An 18821-nucleotide genomic window follows, 5' to 3' on the forward strand; every position below is an offset into this window, starting at 1 on the left:
GTCGGTTACAGACAATCCCAACGCCCCCAGGCGGAAAGAGAGACCTTCGACCGGATCGGGTGGCGGGTCACCGCGGTGACCTCCCGACTCCGCTGCCACTCACGTTAGCGGAGCCGACGCTTCGCCAAAGCGCGGGGTCGCGATCCCATCCGCCACACAAGTGCTCAACCTGCGCAACTGTGGCGATCAGTGTCGCCTCAGCACCGTACCGTTCGGTGAGGAGCACGCCGATCGGCAGCCCTTCGGCGGTCGTGCCGACCGGCCACGAGACGCACGGATCACCCGTGACGTCGAACACGGCACAGTACGCGAGAAGCAGCGTTGCCGGTCAAAGTTCCGGCACCTCAGGAGAGGGTGCCGGGCGGCGACACCCATTCGGACCGAGGGCCACCCACCTCCGCCAGCAGATCGAAATCCCGGTCGTAGTGCAGGACGGTCGACGAGTATTCGGCTGCGGCCGCCGCCACCATCACATCGACCGGACTCGCGGCCCGGTGGTGACCGCGAGTCGTCAATGCCAACTGCAGATCGCGAGCCCGGGTGGCCACTGCGGAACTGATCGGCAGGTCGATCATCAGCTCCGCGCGCCGGGCGCGAATGGTCATCGCATCGCGGAAGTCACGGGCGCTGCGCCCATCCTCCAGATCGAGCGGCAGACAGGTCGCGGCGAGTTGCTCCTCCAGGAGCGCCCGGATGCGCTTGCCGACGGCCGGATGACGCAGCCGCCCCCAGGCCGAGGTGTCGATGAGATAGAGGCCGGGCGGCGGTGTCACGCGACGTCCCGCTCACCGTGCGGTGTCTTGTCGTCCTCCAGCAGACCACTCCAGTCGCGATCGACCGAAAGCAGCTCGCGGATCGCCTCCACCCGCTCGCCGCGCTCCGCGACCATCCGGAGCGCGGCGTGGATGGTGTCCTTCTTACTCTTGGTGCCCAACTCGCGACGGGCCCGTTCAAGCAGCTCATCGTCAAGATCTATGACCGTCTTCATCCGACGATTATATACGCGCCAGCCTTCGTTATATACGATCCGTGCCGAGGAACCGTCGGGCGTTGCCGCCCAGCAACAGGGCGCGCTGGTCCTCGGTGAGGAAGTCCGCCTCGTGGATCACCCGGCCGACCGGGCGTTCCCCCAGCGGGTACGGGTAGTCGCTGCCGAGCAGCACCTGACCGGGGCCCATGGTGTCCACCAGCAGGCGCAGGGCCGGTGTAGCAAAGACCACCGAGTCGACGAAGAAGCGGTCGACATACGAGCTGGGTGGGGCGGCGGAGGCACCGCGTACCAGATCGCCCCGGCGGTGCCAGGCGTTGTCGGCCCGCCCCAGCCAGAAGGGGAAGCTGCCGCCGCCGTGCGCGAAGCAGATCCGCAGGCTGGGCGGCACCTTGTCGAAGACCCCACCGAGGATCATCGACAGCACCGACAGGTGGGTCTCGGCCGGCATTCCGGTGAGCCACCGGGCCATCCACCGGTCCAGGCGGGGGCCACCCGGCATGTCCCAGGGGTGGACGAAGACCGGGGCGCCGACCTCGGCGCAGTGGGTCAGGAAGGTCACGATCCCGGCGTCGTCCAGGTCCCGGTCACCGACATGGTTGCCGATCTCCACACCGACATGGCCGGCCGCCAGGCAGCGGTCCAACTCGGCGCAGGCCGCGTCCGGGTCCTGCAACGGCACCTGGCAGAAGGGCAGCAGCCGGTCACCACCGGCCGCGGTCACCTCCAGGGTCAGGTCGTTGAAGATGCGAGCCACCTTCACCGCCTGGTCGGCCGGGCGTTCGTAGCCAAAGAAGACCGGGGTGGGCGAGACGACCTGCACGTCGACGCCGTCGGCGGTCATGTCGGCCAGTCGGGTGGGCGCGTCCCAGCACTGGGCACCGATCGGGCGGAACTCGGTCTCCCCCACCATGATCATGGCGGCGCGTTCCGAGTCGATCCGCAGCCAGGGCCAGCCGGACCCGCCGCAGGCCGCGGTCAGGTCCGGCCACCCCTTCGGTACGACATGCGAGTGCACGTCCACCACCGGGTGGGCAAGCGGCTGGGCCATCAGCCCTTGCCCGGGTGCAGGGTGCCACAGTTGCCGCAGGTGCGGGCCGCCTCGTCGGCGTAGAAGGCGCCGAACACCGGGGGCAGGTCGGCGGCGATGTCGCGGACCTGCAACTCGACCTCGTGCACCTTGTGCCCGCACTCCGGGCAGTACCACTGGAACTTCTCCAGGGTCCCCTCCGGACGGACCCGCTCCACCACCACCCCGATCGAGCCGGGCTCGGGCCGCTGCGGCGAGTGCGGGGTGTTGCGCGGCAGCATCCACATCTGTCCCTCGCGCACATGCACCGTACGCGGCCCCTCCGGGGTCATCAGGTTGACATGCATGTTGCCCTTGACCTGGTAGAAGAACTCCTCGTACGGGTCGACGTGGAAGTCGGTGCGCTGGTTGGGGCCGCCCACCACCATCACGATGAAGTCGTCCGACCCGGGGAACATCTCCTTGTTGCCCACCGGCGGCTTGAGCAGGTGCTGGTTCTCGGCGATCCAGTTGGGAAAGCTGAACGGCTCGACGATCTCACTCACGATTGACCTCCTTCGGGCAACACGGCCACGGCTTGCATCTCGATCAGCAGGTGCGGATGCGGTAACTGGTGCACGGCCACGGTCGTCCGGGTCGGCCCGGTGGCGTCGAAGAACTCCGCCCACACCTCGTTGTACCCACCGAAGTCGTTCATGTTGACCAGGTACGAGGTCACCTGCACCAGGTCGGACAGGTCGGCGCCGACCGAGCGCAGCAGGTCACCGATGTTCTCGATCACCGCGCGGGTCTGCACCCGAATGTCCAGGTCCGTCGTACCGAACTCGTCCACCGACACCCCGGCGAAACTGTTGTCCGGCCGCCGCGACGACGTACCCGAGACGAAGACGAACCCGTTGGCCACCTTCACATGCGGAAACGCCCCCCGAGGAACAGCCTTCCCCGCGACCACCCGCGCCCCGTCAGCCATGCCGACCCCCTTCGACCCGCACCACGTCAGGGGTTCCGGGCAGCCCGACCGGCGCAGGGATCAAGCCTGACCGCCCGGAGCCGGTCGGGCTGCCCGGAACCCCCACCAGGCCGATCCGCGCGCTCATGACGCCGCCTTGAGGGTGGCGGTGCCGAGCTTCTCGACCACTGCCCGGACCTGAACCCCAGGCCGCAGCGGAACAGCCGCCGTGGCCGCGCCGGCCAGGAACACCCAGCCCTCACGCATCCGTACCCCGTGCCGTCCGGCCAGGCGGACCCCCTCGTCGAGGGCCCGGCGGGGGTCGCCGAGGATCGCCGCGGTCGAGCCGACCTGGGCCACCCGACCGTCGATCTCCAGCAACACCCCGAGGTTGTCCAGCCCGTCCGGCACCGGCGACCAGGGGCCGACCACGAAGGCGGCGGCCGAGGTGTTGTCGGCGATCACGTCCGGCAGGGAAAAGCTGAAGTTCGCGTACCGGGAGTCGATCAGCTCGATCGCCGGGGCGACCGCACGGACGGCGTCCGTGAAGGCGCCGACCGGCTCGCCCGGCTCGGGCAGCCGGTCCAGCAGGAAGGCCACCTCCGGCTCGACCCGGGGGTGGATGTAGGTCGACACCTCGACCGTGCCCCCGTCCGGCACCCACATCGCGTCCGTCAGCCGACCCCAGATGACCTCGTCGACCCCGACCTGGGCCATCTTCGCCTTGCTGGTCAGCCCCATCTTCAGACCGACCAGCCGCTCGCCCCGGTCCAGCCGACGCTGCACCAGGGCGGCCTGCACCCCGTACGCGGCGTCGACGTCCAGGCCGACCTCGGCGGCCAGTTGCGGAATGGCGGTGGCGGTGGTGGCGGCCTTGTCCAACTGCTCGGCGATGCCGGCCGGGTCCAGCCCGCTCATGCTTGCTCCTCGGTTCGCGGTTGCGTGGCCGTCGGGTCCCCGTCGCGGGCCGGGTCCCCGGCACCCTCGCGGACCAGGTCCAACGCCACGTCGACGATCATGTCCTCCTGGCCGCCGACCATCCGCCGTCGACCCAGCTCCACCAGGATCGAGCGGACGTCCACCCCGTAGCGGGCGGAGGCGCGTTCGGCGTGCCGCAGGAAGCTGGAGTAGACCCCGGCGTACCCCAGGGAGAGGGTCTCCCGGTCTACCTGGACCGGCCGGTCCTGCAACGGGCGGACGATGTCGTCCGCGGCGTCCATCAGCGCGAACACGTCACAGCCGTGCTTCCAGCCGTGTAGTTCGGCGACCGCGACGAAGACCTCCAGCGGGGCGTTGCCCGCCCCGGCGCCCATCCCGGCCAGTGAGGCGTCCACCCGTACGGTGCGCCCCGACGGCGATCCCAGCGGCCCGTCACCGAGGATCCGGCCGTGTTCGACCGCCAACACACTGTTGGCCACCCCGAGAGACAGGTTGTGGTGGGCGTGGATGCCGATCTGGGTGGTCGGCTCCAACACCTGCCGGTACGCGTCGACCCGCTGTGCCACATCCGACATCAGCAGCCGGCCACCGGAGTCGGTGACGTAGACGCAGTGCGCCCCGTACGACTCCATCAGTTTGGCCTGCGCGGCCAGCCCGGCCGCGTCGTTCATGTGCGACATCATCAGGAACCCGGACACGTCCATGTCGTTTTCCCGGGCCCAGGAGATGTGCTGGGCGGAGATGTCCGCCTCGGTGCAGTGGGTGGCGATGCGCACACTGGTCACCCCGAGGGCCTTGGCCGCCTTCAGGTCGGCGATGGTGCCGATGCCGGGCAGCAGCAGGGTGGTCAGTTTGGCGTTCGTCATCACCTCGGCCGCCGCCGCGATCCACTCGGCGTCACTGGCCGCGCCGTGGCCGTAGTTGACACTGGACCCGGCCAGCCCGTCGCCGTGCGCCACCTCGATCGCGGCCACCCCGGCGGCGTCCAGGGCGGCGGCGATGGTCCGCACCTGGTCGACCGTGTAGCGGTGGGCGATGGCGTGCATGCCGTCGCGCAGGGTCACGTCCTGGATGTAGAGATCGGTCACGACGAGACCATCCGTTCGGCCGTACGCAGCGCGGCGCTGGTCATGATGTCAAGGTTCCCGGCGTACGCGGGCAGGTAGTGCCCGGCACCGGAGACCTCCAGGAAGACCGAGACCTGTAGGCCGGTCAGCTGCCGTCCCAGCGAGGGCACGTAGGTGTCCACCCGGTCGAACTGCACGTCCTGCTTGAGCCGGTAGCCCGGGACGTACTCCTGCACGTCGGCGACCATCTCGGCGACCGAGGCGGCGATGGCGGCCTGGTCGGCGTCCGGGTCGGGGCAGAGGCAGTAGACCGTGTCGCGCATCAGCAGCGGCGGCTCCGCCGGATTCAGCACGATGATCGCCTTGCCCCGGTCGGCGCCGCCGACCACCTCGATGGCCCGGGCGGTGGTCTCGGTGAACTCGTCGATGTTGGCGCGGGTGCCCGGACCGGCCGAACGGGAGGAGATCGAGGCGACGATCTCGCCGTACGCCACCGGGGTGACCCGGCGTACCGCGGCGACGATCGGCACGGTGGCCTGCCCGCCGCAGGTGACCATGTTGACGTTCGGCTCGGCCAGGTGCTCGTCCAGGTTGACCGGCGGCACCACGTACGGGCCGATGGCGGCCGGGGTCAGGTCGACCACCCGGCGGCCGTGGGCGCGCAGCACGGCGTCGTTGTGCCGGTGGGCCCCGGCGGAGGTGGCGTCGAAGACCAGTTCGACGTCGGCGAACTCCGGCATCTTCACCAGGCCTTCCACCCCCTCGGCGGTGGTCGCCACGCCGAGACGGCGGGCCCGGGCCAGGCCGTCGGAGGCCGGGTCGATGCCGACCATTGCCACCATCCGCAGCGACTCCGACAGTCGCAGCACCTTGATCATCAGGTCGGTGCCGATGTTGCCCGACCCGATCACCGCCACACCGACGCTCATGACGAGCCACCTTTCGTTCCCGACTGCGGGGCTCGCAAAACCGGCTCACTCCTCGCGCTCACGGGATCCAGGGAGAAGCAGGTCCGGACCGAGCCGAGGCCGGAGATCCGGGCCTCGTACGCCGCCCCGGGGGTGACCGACACCATCGGGCCCAGGGCTCCGGAGAGCACCACCTCACCGGCGCGCAGCGGCTCACCGGCGCGGGCCATCGTGGTGGCCAACCAGGCCACCGCGTGCAGGGGGTTGCCCAGGCAGGCCGCCCCGGCACCGACCGACACCGGCTCCCCGGCCTGCTCCAGCACCATCCCGCACAGCCGCAGGTCCACCTCGGCCAGCCGTCGGGGTGCGGTACCGAGCACGAACAGCCCACTGGAGGCGTTGTCCGCCACCGTGTCCACGATGGAGATGTCCCAACCGGCCACCCGGGAGTCGACGATCTCGATGGCCGGCAGCAGGTGGTCGACCGCGCGGATCACGTCGACCGTGGTGACCCGCTCGTCGGGCAGGTCCGCGCCGAGCACGAAGGCGATCTCCGCCTCCACCCGGGGCTGGAGCAGCCGGTCGATCGGCACCTCCACCCCGTCCGGCACGGCCATGACGTCGGTGAGGACACCGAAGTCCGGCTCGTACACCCCCAGGTTCTCCTGGACCGCCCGGGAGGTCAGCCCGATCTTCGCGCCCACCCGGCGCTGCCCTGCGGCCAGCCACTGGCGTACCTGGTGCTGCTGCACCTCGTACGCCGCGGCCACATCCCCCTCGGGCAGCAGCCGCCCACGCAGGGGTGGGCAGGGCTTGCCACTGGTCCGGGCCTCGGTCAGTTCCTCGGCCGCTAGCTGAAGGTCGCTCATGACATGTCCACGCAGACGTTGGTGAGTTCGGAGTAGAAGTCGAGCGAGTGCACCCCGCCCTCCCGGCCGATGCCGGAGGCCTTCACCCCGCCGAAGGGGGTACGCAGGTCCCGCAGGAACCAGGTGTTGACCCAGACGATACCGGCGTCCAGCCGGGCCCCGGCCCGGTGCGCCCGGCCCACGTCCCGGGTCCAGACGGCCGCCGCCAGGCCGTACTCGGTGCCGTTGGCCAGGGCGTACGCCTCCTCCTCGGTGTCGAAGGGCGCCAGGTGCACCACCGGACCGAAGATCTCCTCGGTGTTGGTGCGGGCCTGCGGGCCGAGCCCGGCCAGCACGGTCGGCTGCACGTACGCCCCGCCGTCGCGGGCGTCACCGAAGTGCGGCACTCCCCCACCGGCCAGCACCTGGGCACCCTCGGTCCGGGCCAGGTCGTAGTGGCCGAGCACCTTGTCGCGGTGCCCGTGCGAGATCAGCGGCATGTTCACGGTCGCCTCGTCGGCCGGCCAGCCGTACGCCAACTCCCCGGCTCGCTTGGCCAACCGGGCGGCGAACTCCTCGAAGACCGGCCGCTGCACGTAGATCCGCTCGGTGCACAGGCACACCTGGCCACCGTTGGTGAAGCTGGACCGCACCGAACCCTCGACGGCCGCGTCCAGGTCGGCGTCGGCGAAGACCAGCCCGGCGTTCTTGCCGCCCAGCTCGAAGCTGACCGCCTTCACCCCGTCGGCCGCGGCCCGCATGATGGCCGACCCGGTGGCGGACTCGCCCGTGAAGGTGATCGCGTCGACCCCGGGATGGCGGGTGAGGAACTCACCGGCGGAGTCCGGGCCGAAGCCGTGCACCAGGTTGAACACGCCGGCGGGCACCCCGGCGGCGGCCATCACCTCGGCCAGCAGGGTGGCCGAGGCCGGGGTCTCCTCGCTGGGCTTGACCACGACGGCGTTGCCGCAGGCCAGGGCCGGAGCGACCTTCCAGGTCAGCAGCAGCAGCGGCAGGTTCCAGGGCACGATGATGGCCACCACGCCGACCGGCTTACGGACCGCGTAGTTGAGGGCCCGGCCACCGGTCGGGGTGACCGTGGTGAAGGACTCCGTCGGGGCGGTCGCCACGATCTCGGCGAAGGCCCGGAAGTTGGCCGCACCCCGCGGAATGTCCAGGGTCCGGGCCTGGGAGATGGACTTGCCGGTGTCCGCCACCTCGGCGGCCACCAGGTCGTCGAAGCGTCGCTCCAACTCCTCGGCTACCCGGCGCAGCACCTCGGCGCGTTCCCGCTCCCCCATCCGTCCCCACGGCCCGCGCAGCGCCGCCCGGGCGGCGGCCACCGCATCGTCCACCATGGAACGGTCGGCCTCGACCACCTCGAAGACCGGCTCACCGGTCACCGGGCTGCGCTTGGTGAACCGGTCACCGGTCGAGACGAACTCGCCGCCGACGAAGTTGCGCAGCAGCCCGGGGCCCTCCGGCGCGTGGCCGGACATCAGCCGGGAATCCCACAGGGTCATCCTCGCCTCCGGCGACCGAGAGCCAGCACCGCACCCGCCAGCACCGCGGCCGCACCGGCGGCGACCGCACCGAGCACCTGGTACTGCCGGCGGACCCGGCGACGCACCTGGGCGTACGGGACGGTGGTGAAGGAGACCAGTTCGTACTGGGAGACGTAGCGGCCCGGCAAGGCCCGCTCCAAGGCGTGCTCCACCTTCTTCCGGGTCTGGAACACCGGGGAGGCGACCTTGTCGCGCATCTCCACGAAGTTGGCCAGCGCCATCCGGGCGATCGCCTCGGCGTTGTCCTGCCGACGCTGCTGGTACAGCGGCAGGGCCGCCGCCCAGTCGTCGCCGCACTCGTCGAGGCAGTTGTCCAACTCGACCACGTCCTCGAAGGCGCAGTTCGCCCCCTGGCCGTAGAAGGGCACGATGGCGTGCGCGGCGTCGCCGAGCAGACCCACCCGCCCGTTGAACTGCCACGGGTCGCACCGCACCGTGCCGAGCACCCCTACCGGGTTGTGCTGGTAGTCGTCGACCAGGTTCGGGGCCAGCGGCGGCAGGTCCGGGTAGTGCTGGGCGAAGTACCGCTCGATCGCCGCCTTGCTGCCCAACGAGGAGAAGCTGGCGGTGCCGTGGTTGGGCCAGAACAGGGTGCAGGTGAAGGAGCGGTCCGGGTTCGGCAGGGCGATCATCATCGAGGTGCCGCGCGGCCAGATGTGCAGGGCACCCGGGTCCAGGGCGAAGTCCCCACCCACCGCAGGGATGGTGAGTTCCTTGTAGCCGTAGTCGAGGAAGTCGACGCTCTCGGTGAGCAGGCCGTGTTCCAGCAGCTGTCCGCGTACGGCCGAACCGGCGCCGTCGGCGCCGAGCACGACCCGGGCGTTCGCGGTGACCGTGCCCTGCGGGGTTTCGAAGGTCATCTGGGCGGTGTCCGGGTCCAGCCCGACCAGCCGGTGGTCGAAGGCGATCCGCACCTGCGGCAGCTTGGCGGCGGCGTCCAGCAGGGCGTTGTTCAACGCCCCCCGGCTGATCGAGTTGATCGCCCGATCGCCCTCGGCGCTGTACGGCTGGAAGTCCGGCTCACCGGCCACCGGGTGCACCATCCGGCCCCGCATCGGCAGGGCGTCGGCCATCACCTGCTCGTCCAGGCCGATGCGGCGCAGCGCGTCCAGGCCCCGCTCGGAGAGAGCCAGGTTGATCGAGCGGCCCCGCTCCGGGGTCCCTACCCGCGGGTCCGGTCGCCGCTCGTACAGGGCAACCGCGTGCCCCCGCCGAGCCAGGTAGCAGGCCAGCAGGCAGCCGGCCAGTCCGGCCCCCACCACCGCGATCTCGTCGTGCCGGGTGTTCACGCGTTCACCTCCACCGTCGCGGCCAGGGCCTCGGCGACTCGCCAGCAGTCGTGGTACGTCGAGTAGAGCGGCACCGGGGCGAACCGGACGATGTCCGGCTGCCGGGCGTCCGCGATCACCCCGTGCTCGTACCGCAGCCGCTTGGTCAGTTCGTTCGCGGTGCCTTCGCCGATGCGTACCGACAGCTGGCAGCCGCGCCGGCCGGGGTCTCGGGGGGTGACCACGGTCAACGGCCGGTCGGCGACCACCTCGTCGAGCAGCCGCTCCAGGTAGCCGGTGAGCCGCAGGCTCCGCTCGCGCAGCGCCGGCATCCCGACCGAGTCGAACAACTCCAGGGAGGTACGGACCGGGCCCATCGCGAAGATCGGGGGGTTGGAGATCTGCCAGGCCTCGACCGTGGCCGGGGGCCGACTCACCGGGGTCATCTCGAACCGGGTCTGCGCCGCCGTGCTCCACCAGCCCTCGAACCGGTGCAGGGCGGGATCTCCGTGGTGCCGCTCGTGCACGAACACCCCGCCCAGGGCCCCGGGACCGGAGTTCAGGTACTTGTACGAGCACCAGGCCGCGAAGTCGACCTCCCAGTCGTGCAGCGACAGCGGCACGTTGCCGGCCGCGTGCGCCAGGTCCCAACCGACGACCGCACCGGCGGCCCGGGCGGCGGCGGTGATGGTGGGGATGTCCATCAGCTCGCCGGTGAGGTAGTTGACCCCGCCGAGCAGCACCAGCGCCACCGTGTGGCCCTCCGCCGCCAGGAAGGCGGTCACGTCCTCGGTACGCAGGTTCTCCTCACCGGGACGGGGGGTCAGCCGGACCACTGTGGTGTCCGGGTCCAGCCCGTGGAACCGGGCCTGGCTGCGCACCGCGTAGCTGTCCGAGGGGAAGGCGGTGTCCTCGATGACGATCCGGGTCCGCTCCCCGAAGGGCCGGTAGAAGCTGACCATCAGCAGGTGCAGGTTGACCGTCAGGGAGTTCATCACCACGGTCTCGCTGGGCCGGGCGCCGACCAGGCGGGCCGCCGGGGCGGTCAACAACTCGTGGTACGGCAGCCAGGGGCGTTCCGCCTCCAGGTGGCCCTCGACCCCCAGCCGGCTCCAGGACTCCAGGTCGGCCAGCAGCTCCGTACGGGTGGCCTTGGGTTGCAGGCCCAGGGAGTTGCCCGCCAGGTAGGCGGTCTCCGGGTAGCGCCCGCCGTCGGCCGGGGGCACATGGAACAGGTGCCGGTGGCCCGGCTCGGCGGCGTCCAGGCGCAGCGCCTCGGCCTCACCGGCACTCATGGTCTCGTTCTGGTTCATCCTCGCCTCACATCGCCGTCCGAGCCGACCACAGCTCGGGGAAGACCACCCGGGCCATGCTGCGTTGCAGCCAGGCCAGCCCCGCCGAACCACCACTGCCGACCTTGGCGCCCATGGTCCGCTGCACCGCCTTGACGTGGTGGTGCCGCCAGTCACCGAACTGCTCGGCAACCTCGGTCAGCGCCTCGCCGAGCATCCGCAGGTGGTTGTCCGGGCCGTTGTCGGCGTAGATGCGGACCCAGGCCGCCTCCACCGCGGCGTGCGGCTGGTGCTCCTCGCGGACCTCCCGCTCCAGCAGCTCGGCGGGGATCTCGTGTCCCTGCCGGGCCAGCAGGGCGACCACCTCGTCCCAGACACTGGGGGCGGCCAGGGTCGCGTTGAGTTCGGCGTACACCTCGGTCTGCCGGCGGAAGGGCCGGATCAGGGTGGTGTCCCGCAGCCCCAGCAGGAACTCCAGGTGCCGATACATGGCCGACTGGAAGCCGGAGCCCTCGCCGAGCAGGTTGCGGAAGCGGTTGAAGTCGGCCGGGGTCATCCACCGCAGCCCGTGCCAGGCGGCGTTGAGGGCCTCCAGGTGCAGGGCGGCCCGGCGCAGCGGGGCCAGGGCCTCCCAGACCCGATCCTCGCGCAGCAGTCGGGAGGTCTCCCGCAGCTCGTGGCAGGTCAACCCGAAGTACAGCTCCATGATCTGGCTGACCATCAGGAAGGACATCTCGCCGGGGTCGTCACTCAGCGGCTGTTGCAGTTTGTGCAGGGTGCTGGCCTGCACATAGGCGTCGTAGGGCACCCGCTCGGCGAACTCCAGGGTCGGCTCGCCGCCGTTGCGGGCGGCACGGGCCGCCCGCTGCCTGCCCGTCACCGGACGCACCGCCGTCCGGGTTCCCGGGCGCAGCTCGGTCTGCTCCATCCGTCCACTCCTTCCTGGCTGGCGATTCCAGACATGATCTCTCGGCCTCACCCCCGGATGGAATGCCTCTTCAACGGCGGTACGCCGGGCAGACCTACCGAACGTGAGGCGATGGCAGCATTTGACTTGTCAGACGTAAGGTGAGTGCGTGGACGAGATGGACTGGGCCCTGCTGCGTGAACTACAGGCCGACGCACGGTTGTCCTTCAGCGAACTCTCCCGCCGGGTGCACCTGTCCCCACCTGCGGTGGCGGAGCGGGTACGCCGGCTGGAGGAGAACGGGGTGATCACCGGCTATCACGCGCATGTAGACCTGACCCGGGCCGGGCGGACGGTGGTCGCGTTGATCCGGATGTCCTGCTACGGGACCCGGTGCATCCTGCACGACCCCGAGGTCGCCACCTGGCCGGAGATCCTGGAGATCCACCGGATCACCGGGGACGCCTGCAGCGTGCTGAAGGTCGCGGCCGGTTCGATCGGGGAGTTCGAGGGGGTCATCGACCGACTGGCCCCGTACGGCCAGCCGTCGAGCACCATGGTGCTCTCCTCCCCCCTCAACTGGCAGCCCCTGACCCGATGCAAGGAAGGGCCTTCCGCCAACCCCGCCGGCAGAGGACGGACCCCCGCTTGACACCCCTGCCGGGTTAGTGGCCGGAGCAGGGGGAAAGCACCGCGGGTCAGCCCAGCAGGACCGGTGCACCGGTGCCGGGAGGGAGGATCATGCGGGGTCTGAGAGCGTACGGAGGCGTGCTGCACGCCCCCTCGACCATCATCCGACTTCTCGGGGCGTTCGCACTGATCGGGGCGTTCGTCCTGTTCGGTGCCGCACCGGCCCGAGCAGGTGAGAACACCTTCATCGAGGTGACCCCGAACAGTGTGCAGGCCGGTTCCCGGGTGCACCTGCGGGCCAGTTGCGACAACGCCAACAACCGGCAGGCCGAGGTCGAGTCGGAGGCCTTCAACCGGGTCTTCCTTCGACCGGACAACGGCTTCCTGACCGGTGAGGTCACCGTGCCGGGCAACAAGGCCGCCGGGGACTATCCGGTGAACCTGCGGTGCGGCAACGGCCAGAACGCCAGCACCAACCTGACCGTGCTGAACATGCAACAACCCACCAAGGGCCCGGCGACCGGAGGTGGTGGCACCGCCGGACCGGGCACCGGCTCGACCCTGCTGCTCGGCGGCGTAGCGGTGGTAGCCGCAGCGGTGGTCTTCGGGCTGGTCAGCAACCGACGCCGGACCGGTTCCTGACCCAGGGCGGACGCCATGATCGGCCACCGCGTACCGGTGCCCGAGCCGCGTCCGGCCCCACGGCCGACCGCCACCCGCCGGAGCACCCGAGTCTGGCGGAGGGCGGTGGCCGTGGCCGGCCGGCTCGGCCGGGTCACCGCGCAGATGGGTACGGCCAGTGTCACCACACCGGACCCCTCGACCGCCCCGGTGCCACCACGGGCCCGTCGGGCCTGGTCGGCGGCGACCCGGAACGGGTTCCGCAGCGGCCCCGGACTGCCCGTGGTCCTGATCGCCAGCCTGATGCTGTTGATCGTCACGATGCTCGGGGTCGAGCGACTGACCGGGCTCAGCCTGCTACCGGACCGCTTCATCGCCGGGCTGGCACCACCGCCCAAGAAGTTCCCGCTGCTGCCGGCGAGCCGACCGGTCGGCATCGAGATCAACAAAATCGACCTGGCCGCGCCGGTGCACAACGTCGGCGTGGCCCCGGACGGCAGCATCGCCGCACCGACCGCGGAACGCGCCCAGGAGGCCGGCTGGTACGACCAGGGCCCCTCACCGGGCCAGTACGGCCCGGCCGTCATCGTCGGGCATGTCGACACCAACACCGGGCCGGCGGTCTTCCAGGACCTGCGGCAACTGCGGGCCGGTGACCAGGTCGAGGTGGCCCGCACGGACGGCAAGGTCGCGGTCTTCGAGGTCGACCGGGTCGGCCGGTACGACAAGGAGGCCCTGCCGGCCGACGAGGTCTTCGGCGACTTCAGCCGGCCGCAGCTTCGGCTGATCACCTGTGGGGGGCGCTGGGTCGGGGGTTCGACTGGGTACGCGGACAATGTGATCGTCTTCGCTTCGTTGGTGGAGGCTCGGTGATGCTGTTGCGGTTGTGGGGTTTGCGGGGGAGCCCGACCCGCTCCGGGCGGTCAGGCTTGATCCCTGCGCGGGTCGGGCTCCCCCGCAAACCCTCGGGCGACCGGCTTCGCGGTCCGGTGGCGGGTGCGTCTGGTGGGGCCGCGGTAGCCAGCGGGGGTGAGGTGGCAGGGGCGGTGGCTGGCCGGGGACGGCGGCCCGGGCGGTAGCCGGCGGGGTGAGAAAGCTGAGGCGGTAGCCGGGGGGGGTTAGGCGGCTTCGGGTTCGCGGAGGTCTAGCCAGTCGGCCCAGCGGGGGTCGGGGGCTCGGTGACCGAGTACTCGCCAGGCGATGCCCTTGGGTGCGGTGGGCAGGGAGTGCAGTCGCCAGCCCAACTCGGCGGGGGTCTTGTCGCCCTTGGTGTGGTTGCACCTGGCGCAGGCGGCGACCACGTTCTCCCAGGCGTGTGGGCCGCCCCGGCTACGCGGGAAGACATGGTCGATGGTCTCGGCCGGCCCTCGGCAGTAGGCGCAACGCCAGCCGTCCCGGGCGAAGATCGCCCGACGGGACAGACCAACATGGGTACGGTAGGGAACCCGGACGAACCGGGTCAGCCGGACCACCGAGGGCACCGGTAACGCGCTGCGGGCGCTGTGCAGGATGCCCTCACCGTCGGCTACACAGACCGCCTTGGCGGAGAGCACGAGGATCGCGGCGCGACGCACCGACACGACACACAGCGGCTCATAGGTGGCGTTGAGAACCAGCGCGCCGGAGCCCACCGTGGGTCGTATGTCAGGCATCGCGTCACCCTCCCGGTCAAGCGGCTATCAACTCGCCACCGCCGACCGGTGCAGGACACAGCCATACACCATGTCGACGCCGGCCGAATCACCGACGTCCGTTGCGCCAATCGTCCCTGATCGGACCGGCGAATGCACGCCCTAATCCTGGGTAGCCCGCAGAGCTTTCGCCCGGGATTCGGTGTCGGCGGGGCCCGGGGTCACCCGGCGGTGGGTCGGTCACCGGCCCGCCGGGAGGTTGCGGTACGAAATCAGGGTGACCGTCAGCATGCTCAGCCCCTCCCCCGGCCCCTCCACCCCGGCCGCGGAGGAGACCCCCAGTCCGGAGTGCCTGAACGAGATCGTCTGCAAGTGGGTGTGGACCAACTTTGACTCCGTGTGGTTCGCCGAGGGCAGCTACTGGATCCTGGTCAAGCCCCTGCGGATCCTCCTGATCCTGTTGCTGGCGATCGCCACCCGCTGGCTGGTGCACCGCACGATCCGGCGACTGGTCCGCACCACCACCGATGCGGGCGTACCGACCATGCTCCGGCCGCTGCGTGAGCGCATCCCCAGCGCCGCCACCGAGCCCGGCGAGTTCGTCCCTGAGCGGCGTCGGCAGCGGGCCGAGGCGATCGGCTCCGTGCTGCGCAGCCTGAGTACGGCGTTCATCTTCGGCATCGCCGTACTGATGGTGCTCAAGGAGTTCAGCTTCGACCTGGCGCCGCTGCTGGCCAGCGCCGGCATCGCCGGGGTGGCCCTGGGCTTCGGCGCACAGAGCCTGGTCAAGGATCTGATCGCCGGTCTGTTCATGCTGATCGAGGACCAGTACGGGGTCGGCGACAACGTCGACCTGGGCGAGGCCACCGGGGTGGTCGAGGCGGTCGGCCTGCGGGTCACCACCGTCCGGGACGGGCGGGGGGTGCTCTGGTACATCCGCAACGGGGAGATCGTCCGGGTGGGCAACAAGAGTCAGGGCTGGGCCCTGGTGGTGATCGACCTGCCGATCGGTTTCGCTGGCACCGAGGAGGCCACCGCGGTGCTGCGTACCGCCGCCGCCTCCGTCGCGGTGGACCCGGAGTTGGCGGCCTCGATCGTCGAACCGCCCGAGGTGCTCGGCGTGGAGCAGGTGACGGTGGACGGCACGGTGATCCGCACGGTGGTCAAGACCACCGCCGACGGGCAGGGCGCCGTGGGCCGGGAGTTGCGCCGCCGGCTCGCGGAGGCTCTGGAAAATTCCGGGATCACCGCCCGGATCGCTGCGGTACGGGCCCTGCCCGGGTACCTGCGGGACGACAACGAGACTGGTCAGGGCGGGGCTACCTGAGCAAACGGCGAGGGGGTCGCGGCCGAGCAGCCCCTCGGGTATCGTCCGTTCGTTCAGTCAGAGATGCGACGATCCAACCGTTCGCCCTAGCCAGTTGTCAGACGATCGGGCAGAATCCGGTGCACGCGCTCCCCGAGCGTGGTCACGTCCTCGCTGATTCGTAGATCTGACGATGGCCTCGGGGCGGCCATCATGAGTGGCCTGCCACCGGCCGATGGAGGCGATGGTGTCGGACGAGCGGCCTCCTCCGGAAGGTCCGGCCACTTTCCGTGAGGTCTTCGCCCAGGGGGAGTACCGCGCCGTCTTCCTGGCCAGCACGCTGACCTGGATCGGCGACTATGTCGCCAAGGCGGCGGTCACCCTGCTCGTCTACCGGGAGACCGACTCCGTAGCGCTCTCCGCCGCCGCCTTCGCGGTCAGCTACCTGCCCTGGCTGATCGGCGGGCCGCTGCTGGCCACGATCGCCGAGCGGCACCGTTACCGCCAGATCATGGTGGTCTGTGACCTCATCCGGATGGCCTTGATGCTGCTCATCGCCATCCCGGGGATTCCGGTGCCGCTGATCCTGGCCCTGCTGTTCGCCACCACCCTGGCGAATCCTCCGAGCCAGGCGGCCCGGTCGGCGTTGATGCCCCTGATCCTGCCGGGCGACCGACTCGTCGTCGGAATCTCGGTCAATGCCAGTGTCGGGCAGGCCGCCCAGGTGGTCGGCTACCTGCTCGGTGCCGCGGTGGCTACCGTCAACACCACCGCCGCGCTGGTGATGAACGCCACCGCCTTCGCCATCTCGGCGGCCCTGGTCCGCTTCGGGGTCCGCGACCGGGCACCGGCGATGCCCAGCACCCACCGGCGGCACCTGCTCCGGGAGACCGCCGACGGGTTCCAGCTGGTGTTCCGTACCCCGGTGCTGCGGGCGATCGCGATCCTCGTCTTCGGCGCCATGCTCTGCTCCATCGTGCCCGAGGGGTTGGCTGCCGCCTGGGCCAACGAACGCGCCGACGGCGGGATGCACGCCGGTGTGGCGCAGGCTCTGATCATGGCGTCCAGCCCGGTCGGGTTCATCCTGGGTGGGCTGTTGATGGGCCGGGCGGTGGCGCCGGCCCGGCGGATCGCGCTGCTGCGTCCACTGGCGGTCATCGCCCCCCTGGTGCTGGTGCCCGCCCTGCTGGACCCGCCACCGGCGGTGGTGGCGCTGCTCGCCGCCGCCTGCGGGTTCGCGGTGGCCGGCATCCTGCCGGTGGCGAACAGCCTCTTCGTCCAGGCCCTGCCGCACGGCTACCGGGCGCGGGCCTTCGGGGTGATGGCCACCGGGGTCCAGGTGATCCAGGGCGCCGCGGTCCTGGCGACCGGTCTGCTGGCCGAGCACTACCCGATTCCGATCGTGGTCGGTCTGTGGAGTGCCGCCGGGGTGGTGCTGATGGCCCTGGTCGCCCGCAGCTGGCCCGACGCGCAGACCGTGGCGGCCACCGTCGAGGCAGCTCAGCGGACCCCTGCCGGGGCGGCCACCCCGCCGGAGGACCCGGATCCGGGCAGTGTCGGGCCGGGTCGACCCCGGCACGCGGTGAGCTGAACCACCCCCTCGGCGCCTCCCGGCCCGGTCACCGGCGGACGATGCCTGGCAGGATGGAAGGGTGAATCCCGCAGGTGAGTCCGAGCCCCGCGGCGAGGCGGTGACGCTGTACGAAGCCGTCGGCGGCGAGCCCACGTTCCGCAAGCTGGTCGATGAGTTCTACGCCGGCATCGCCGGCGACCCCTTACTCCGCCCGATGTACCCGGAGGACCTGGAGCCGGCCGCCGACCGGATGCGGCTGTTCCTCATGCAGTACTGGGGCGGCCCGAACACCTACTCCGCCCAACGCGGCCACCCCCGGCTGCGGATGCGGCACGCGCCCTTCCGGATCGGCGCAGCCGAACGGGACGCCTGGCTGCGGCACATGCGCCAGGCGGTCGACAGCCTCGACCTGCCGCTGGCGACCGCCACGGAGCTCTGGAACTACCTGGAGCGGGCGGCCTACTTCATGGTCAACGCCATGGAGGACCCGGCCGGCTAGGCGGCGGCCCCGCAGCGACGCCCCCGGCCGCAGCTCGACCGGGGTGCCGTGCTCGGCCGAGGTCAGGGCCGGGCGGCCCCGTCACGGCCGGGCGGCCCCGTCACGGCCGGGCGACCTCGTCAGAGCAGGGCACCCTCGTCGTGCAGCCAGTCGACGAAACTCGTGGCGACGGCGGCGCCGCAGTCGAGCAACTCGACCAGCAGCGCGTCGTGGGCGCCGGCGGCGAGTGGCACCTGCAACTCGGCGTAGATCGGCAACTGCCCCCGCTCGGTGGCGTCGCCGACGTACGCCTTGCAGAAGCGTCGGGTGTGGTTCCACTCGTTGACCACCCGGTAGGCCCGGTCGGCCCAGTCCGGCGGCACGGTCGCGTGCGGGCGGGCCCGGAGCACCAGGATCTCGTCCTCGGGGCCTTCCAGGGCGACCAGCACCGCATGGCGCTCCCACATGGCCAGCAGGTTGCCGTCCCCGTCAGCGAGATAGCGCACGTCGAGCAGGTCCAGGGCGTCGCAGATGCGGCCCAGGGTGACCGGTTCGACAGTAGCTGACATGTCGGCGATCAAGGGATGCTCCCCGGCCGGGCAGTCATCCTCGGGTTTACGGGGCGTCGGCGGCCCGACTCTGACGGCCTCCTCCACTGTGACCCTGCTTCGAGTTTCCGGGTCGCCGCCACTGGCGGGACCGGGGCGCCATGACCACCACGGCATCGCTCGCGCACCTCACTCCCCAGCGGATCCAGTTGCATACGGTGGGTTGGATCCGAGGATGGACGGTACCCGGACAGTCGAACCGAAGCATCCCCC

21 protein-coding genes and 1 pseudogene are annotated in these 18821 nt (G+C 70.9%); 6 read left to right on the top strand and 16 right to left on the bottom strand.

All coding sequences use genetic code 11. From position 1 onward, the window contains the following. Positions 1-67: 67 nt before the first annotated feature. The 14 genes and pseudogenes from ABZ795_RS26535 to ABZ795_RS26600 form a co-directional block, all read right to left on the bottom strand. Positions 68-336 (bottom strand): annotated as a pseudogene (locus tag ABZ795_RS26535) (amidase); the annotation flags it as partial. 8 nt (positions 337-344) lie between these two features. Further along, complete coding sequence (locus tag ABZ795_RS26540) at positions 345-773, bottom strand: PIN domain-containing protein (RefSeq protein ID WP_327024466.1); 429 nt, start codon at positions 771-773, stop codon at positions 345-347. Next, positions 770-988: a type II toxin-antitoxin system VapB family antitoxin gene (locus ABZ795_RS26545; RefSeq protein WP_327024465.1), complete on the bottom strand. Its 219-nt coding sequence runs from the start codon at positions 986-988 to the stop codon at positions 770-772. The genes ABZ795_RS26540 and ABZ795_RS26545 overlap by 4 nt, the downstream gene beginning before the upstream one ends. Before the next feature lie 28 nt (positions 989-1016). After that, positions 1017-2039 (bottom strand): amidohydrolase family protein, encoded by a 1023-nt coding sequence (locus tag ABZ795_RS26550; protein ID WP_357532324.1) that lies wholly within the window; start codon positions 2037-2039, stop codon positions 1017-1019. Next, positions 2039-2563: a 3-hydroxyanthranilate 3,4-dioxygenase gene (locus ABZ795_RS26555; protein WP_327024463.1), complete on the bottom strand. Its 525-nt coding sequence runs from the start codon at positions 2561-2563 to the stop codon at positions 2039-2041. Before ABZ795_RS26555 ends, ABZ795_RS26550 begins: the two co-directional genes overlap by 1 nt. Then, complete coding sequence (locus ABZ795_RS26560; RefSeq protein WP_357532325.1) at positions 2560-2988, bottom strand: RidA family protein; 429 nt, start codon at positions 2986-2988, stop codon at positions 2560-2562. The genes ABZ795_RS26555 and ABZ795_RS26560 overlap by 4 nt, the downstream gene beginning before the upstream one ends. A 123-nt stretch (positions 2989-3111) precedes the next feature. Continuing rightward, positions 3112-3885, bottom strand: a complete 774-nt coding sequence (locus tag ABZ795_RS26565; RefSeq protein WP_327024461.1) for a 4-oxalocrotonate decarboxylase — start codon at positions 3883-3885, stop codon at positions 3112-3114. Further along, positions 3882-4994, bottom strand: a complete 1113-nt coding sequence (gene dmpG, locus ABZ795_RS26570) for a 4-hydroxy-2-oxovalerate aldolase (protein ID WP_357532326.1) — start codon at positions 4992-4994, stop codon at positions 3882-3884. The genes ABZ795_RS26565 and dmpG overlap by 4 nt, the downstream gene beginning before the upstream one ends. Next, the gene (locus ABZ795_RS26575; RefSeq protein ID WP_327024459.1) at positions 4991-5902 is read right to left on the bottom strand and encodes an acetaldehyde dehydrogenase (acetylating); all 912 of its coding nucleotides are present in this window, start codon (positions 5900-5902) and stop codon (positions 4991-4993) included. Before ABZ795_RS26575 ends, dmpG begins: the two co-directional genes overlap by 4 nt. Beyond that, a complete protein-coding gene (locus ABZ795_RS26580; RefSeq protein ID WP_327024458.1) occupies positions 5899-6750 on the bottom strand; it encodes a fumarylacetoacetate hydrolase family protein in 852 nt (283 codons plus the stop codon). The genes ABZ795_RS26575 and ABZ795_RS26580 overlap by 4 nt, the downstream gene beginning before the upstream one ends. Beyond that, positions 6747-8228, bottom strand: coding sequence for a 2-hydroxymuconic semialdehyde dehydrogenase (locus ABZ795_RS26585; RefSeq protein WP_327027469.1), 1482 nt, complete (start codon positions 8226-8228; stop codon positions 6747-6749). Before ABZ795_RS26585 ends, ABZ795_RS26580 begins: the two co-directional genes overlap by 4 nt. Before the next feature lie 20 nt (positions 8229-8248). Next, a complete protein-coding gene (locus ABZ795_RS26590) occupies positions 8249-9583 on the bottom strand; it encodes an NAD(P)/FAD-dependent oxidoreductase (protein ID WP_327024457.1) in 1335 nt (444 codons plus the stop codon). Beyond that, entirely contained in the window at positions 9580-10875 is a 1296-nt protein-coding gene (gene kynU, locus ABZ795_RS26595) for a kynureninase (RefSeq protein WP_327024456.1), read from the bottom strand. Before kynU ends, ABZ795_RS26590 begins: the two co-directional genes overlap by 4 nt. 7 nt (positions 10876-10882) lie before the next feature. After that, on the bottom strand, positions 10883-11782 hold the full coding sequence (locus ABZ795_RS26600; RefSeq protein WP_357532327.1) for a tryptophan 2,3-dioxygenase family protein: 900 nt from the start codon (positions 11780-11782) through the stop codon (positions 10883-10885). A 148-nt stretch (positions 11783-11930) separates the two neighbouring features. Between ABZ795_RS26600 and ABZ795_RS26605 the strand changes: the two genes are divergently transcribed. The 3 genes from ABZ795_RS26605 (at position 11931) to ABZ795_RS26615 (ending at position 13885) form a co-directional block, all read left to right on the top strand. Next, positions 11931-12413, top strand: coding sequence for an Lrp/AsnC family transcriptional regulator (locus ABZ795_RS26605; protein WP_357532328.1), 483 nt, complete (start codon positions 11931-11933; stop codon positions 12411-12413). Between the two features lie 89 nt (positions 12414-12502). Next, positions 12503-13033: a hypothetical protein gene (locus ABZ795_RS26610; protein ID WP_357532329.1), complete on the top strand. Its 531-nt coding sequence runs from the start codon at positions 12503-12505 to the stop codon at positions 13031-13033. A 15-nt stretch (positions 13034-13048) separates the two neighbouring features. Further along, entirely contained in the window at positions 13049-13885 is an 837-nt protein-coding gene (locus tag ABZ795_RS26615) for a class F sortase (RefSeq protein WP_357532330.1), read from the top strand. Between the two features lie 245 nt (positions 13886-14130). Here ABZ795_RS26615 and ABZ795_RS26620 read toward each other — a convergent pair whose 3' ends face one another. Continuing rightward, the gene (locus tag ABZ795_RS26620) at positions 14131-14664 is read right to left on the bottom strand and encodes an HNH endonuclease (protein WP_327024451.1); all 534 of its coding nucleotides are present in this window, start codon (positions 14662-14664) and stop codon (positions 14131-14133) included. A 268-nt stretch (positions 14665-14932) separates the two neighbouring features. On the opposite strand from ABZ795_RS26620, the gene ABZ795_RS26625 reads away from it, so the two are divergent. From ABZ795_RS26625 to ABZ795_RS26635, 3 genes are all read left to right on the top strand, one after another. Then, positions 14933-15970: a mechanosensitive ion channel family protein gene (locus ABZ795_RS26625; RefSeq protein ID WP_357532332.1), complete on the top strand. Its 1038-nt coding sequence runs from the start codon at positions 14933-14935 to the stop codon at positions 15968-15970. Between the two features lie 223 nt (positions 15971-16193). Then, complete coding sequence (locus tag ABZ795_RS26630) at positions 16194-17540, top strand: MFS transporter (RefSeq protein ID WP_327027466.1); 1347 nt, start codon at positions 16194-16196, stop codon at positions 17538-17540. Positions 17541-17601: 61 nt separating this feature from the next. Next, positions 17602-18021, top strand: a complete 420-nt coding sequence (locus tag ABZ795_RS26635; RefSeq protein ID WP_327024450.1) for a globin — start codon at positions 17602-17604, stop codon at positions 18019-18021. Between the two features lie 119 nt (positions 18022-18140). Here the strand turns inward: ABZ795_RS26635 and ABZ795_RS26640 are convergent, their stop codons facing one another. Continuing rightward, complete coding sequence (locus tag ABZ795_RS26640; RefSeq protein ID WP_327024449.1) at positions 18141-18725, bottom strand: YbjN domain-containing protein; 585 nt, start codon at positions 18723-18725, stop codon at positions 18141-18143. Positions 18726-18821 lie beyond the last annotated feature (96 nt).

It is taken from the genome of Micromonospora sp. NPDC047134 (assembly GCF_040643455.1).
Lineage (GTDB): Bacteria > Actinomycetota > Actinomycetes > Mycobacteriales > Micromonosporaceae > Micromonospora.

Coding starts and splice junctions, on each gene's coding strand:
- ABZ795_RS26545 (WP_327024465.1), bottom strand. CDS start 988: ATGAAGACGGTCATAGATCTTGACGATGAGCTGCTTGAACGGGCCCGT.
- ABZ795_RS26550 (WP_357532324.1), bottom strand. CDS start 2,039: ATGGCCCAGCCGCTTGCCCACCCGGTGGTGGACGTGCACTCGCATGTC.
- ABZ795_RS26560 (WP_357532325.1), bottom strand. CDS start 2,988: ATGGCTGACGGGGCGCGGGTGGTCGCGGGGAAGGCTGTTCCTCGGGGG.
- ABZ795_RS26565 (WP_327024461.1), bottom strand. CDS start 3,885: ATGAGCGGGCTGGACCCGGCCGGCATCGCCGAGCAGTTGGACAAGGCC.
- ABZ795_RS26575 (WP_327024459.1), bottom strand. CDS start 5,902: ATGAGCGTCGGTGTGGCGGTGATCGGGTCGGGCAACATCGGCACCGAC.
- ABZ795_RS26580 (WP_327024458.1), bottom strand. CDS start 6,750: ATGAGCGACCTTCAGCTAGCGGCCGAGGAACTGACCGAGGCCCGGACC.
- ABZ795_RS26585 (WP_327027469.1), bottom strand. CDS start 8,228: ATGTCCGGCCACGCGCCGGAGGGCCCCGGGCTGCTGCGCAACTTCGTC.
- kynU (WP_327024456.1), bottom strand. CDS start 10,875: ATGAACCAGAACGAGACCATGAGTGCCGGTGAGGCCGAGGCGCTGCGC.
- ABZ795_RS26600 (WP_357532327.1), bottom strand. CDS start 11,782: ATGGAGCAGACCGAGCTGCGCCCGGGAACCCGGACGGCGGTGCGTCCG.
- ABZ795_RS26610 (WP_357532329.1), top strand. CDS start 12,503: ATGCGGGGTCTGAGAGCGTACGGAGGCGTGCTGCACGCCCCCTCGACC.
- ABZ795_RS26615 (WP_357532330.1), top strand. CDS start 13,049: ATGATCGGCCACCGCGTACCGGTGCCCGAGCCGCGTCCGGCCCCACGG.
- ABZ795_RS26620 (WP_327024451.1), bottom strand. CDS start 14,664: ATGCCTGACATACGACCCACGGTGGGCTCCGGCGCGCTGGTTCTCAAC.
- ABZ795_RS26625 (WP_357532332.1), top strand. CDS start 14,933: ATGCTCAGCCCCTCCCCCGGCCCCTCCACCCCGGCCGCGGAGGAGACC.
- ABZ795_RS26630 (WP_327027466.1), top strand. CDS start 16,194: ATGGTGTCGGACGAGCGGCCTCCTCCGGAAGGTCCGGCCACTTTCCGT.
- ABZ795_RS26640 (WP_327024449.1), bottom strand. CDS start 18,725: ATGCCGTGGTGGTCATGGCGCCCCGGTCCCGCCAGTGGCGGCGACCCG.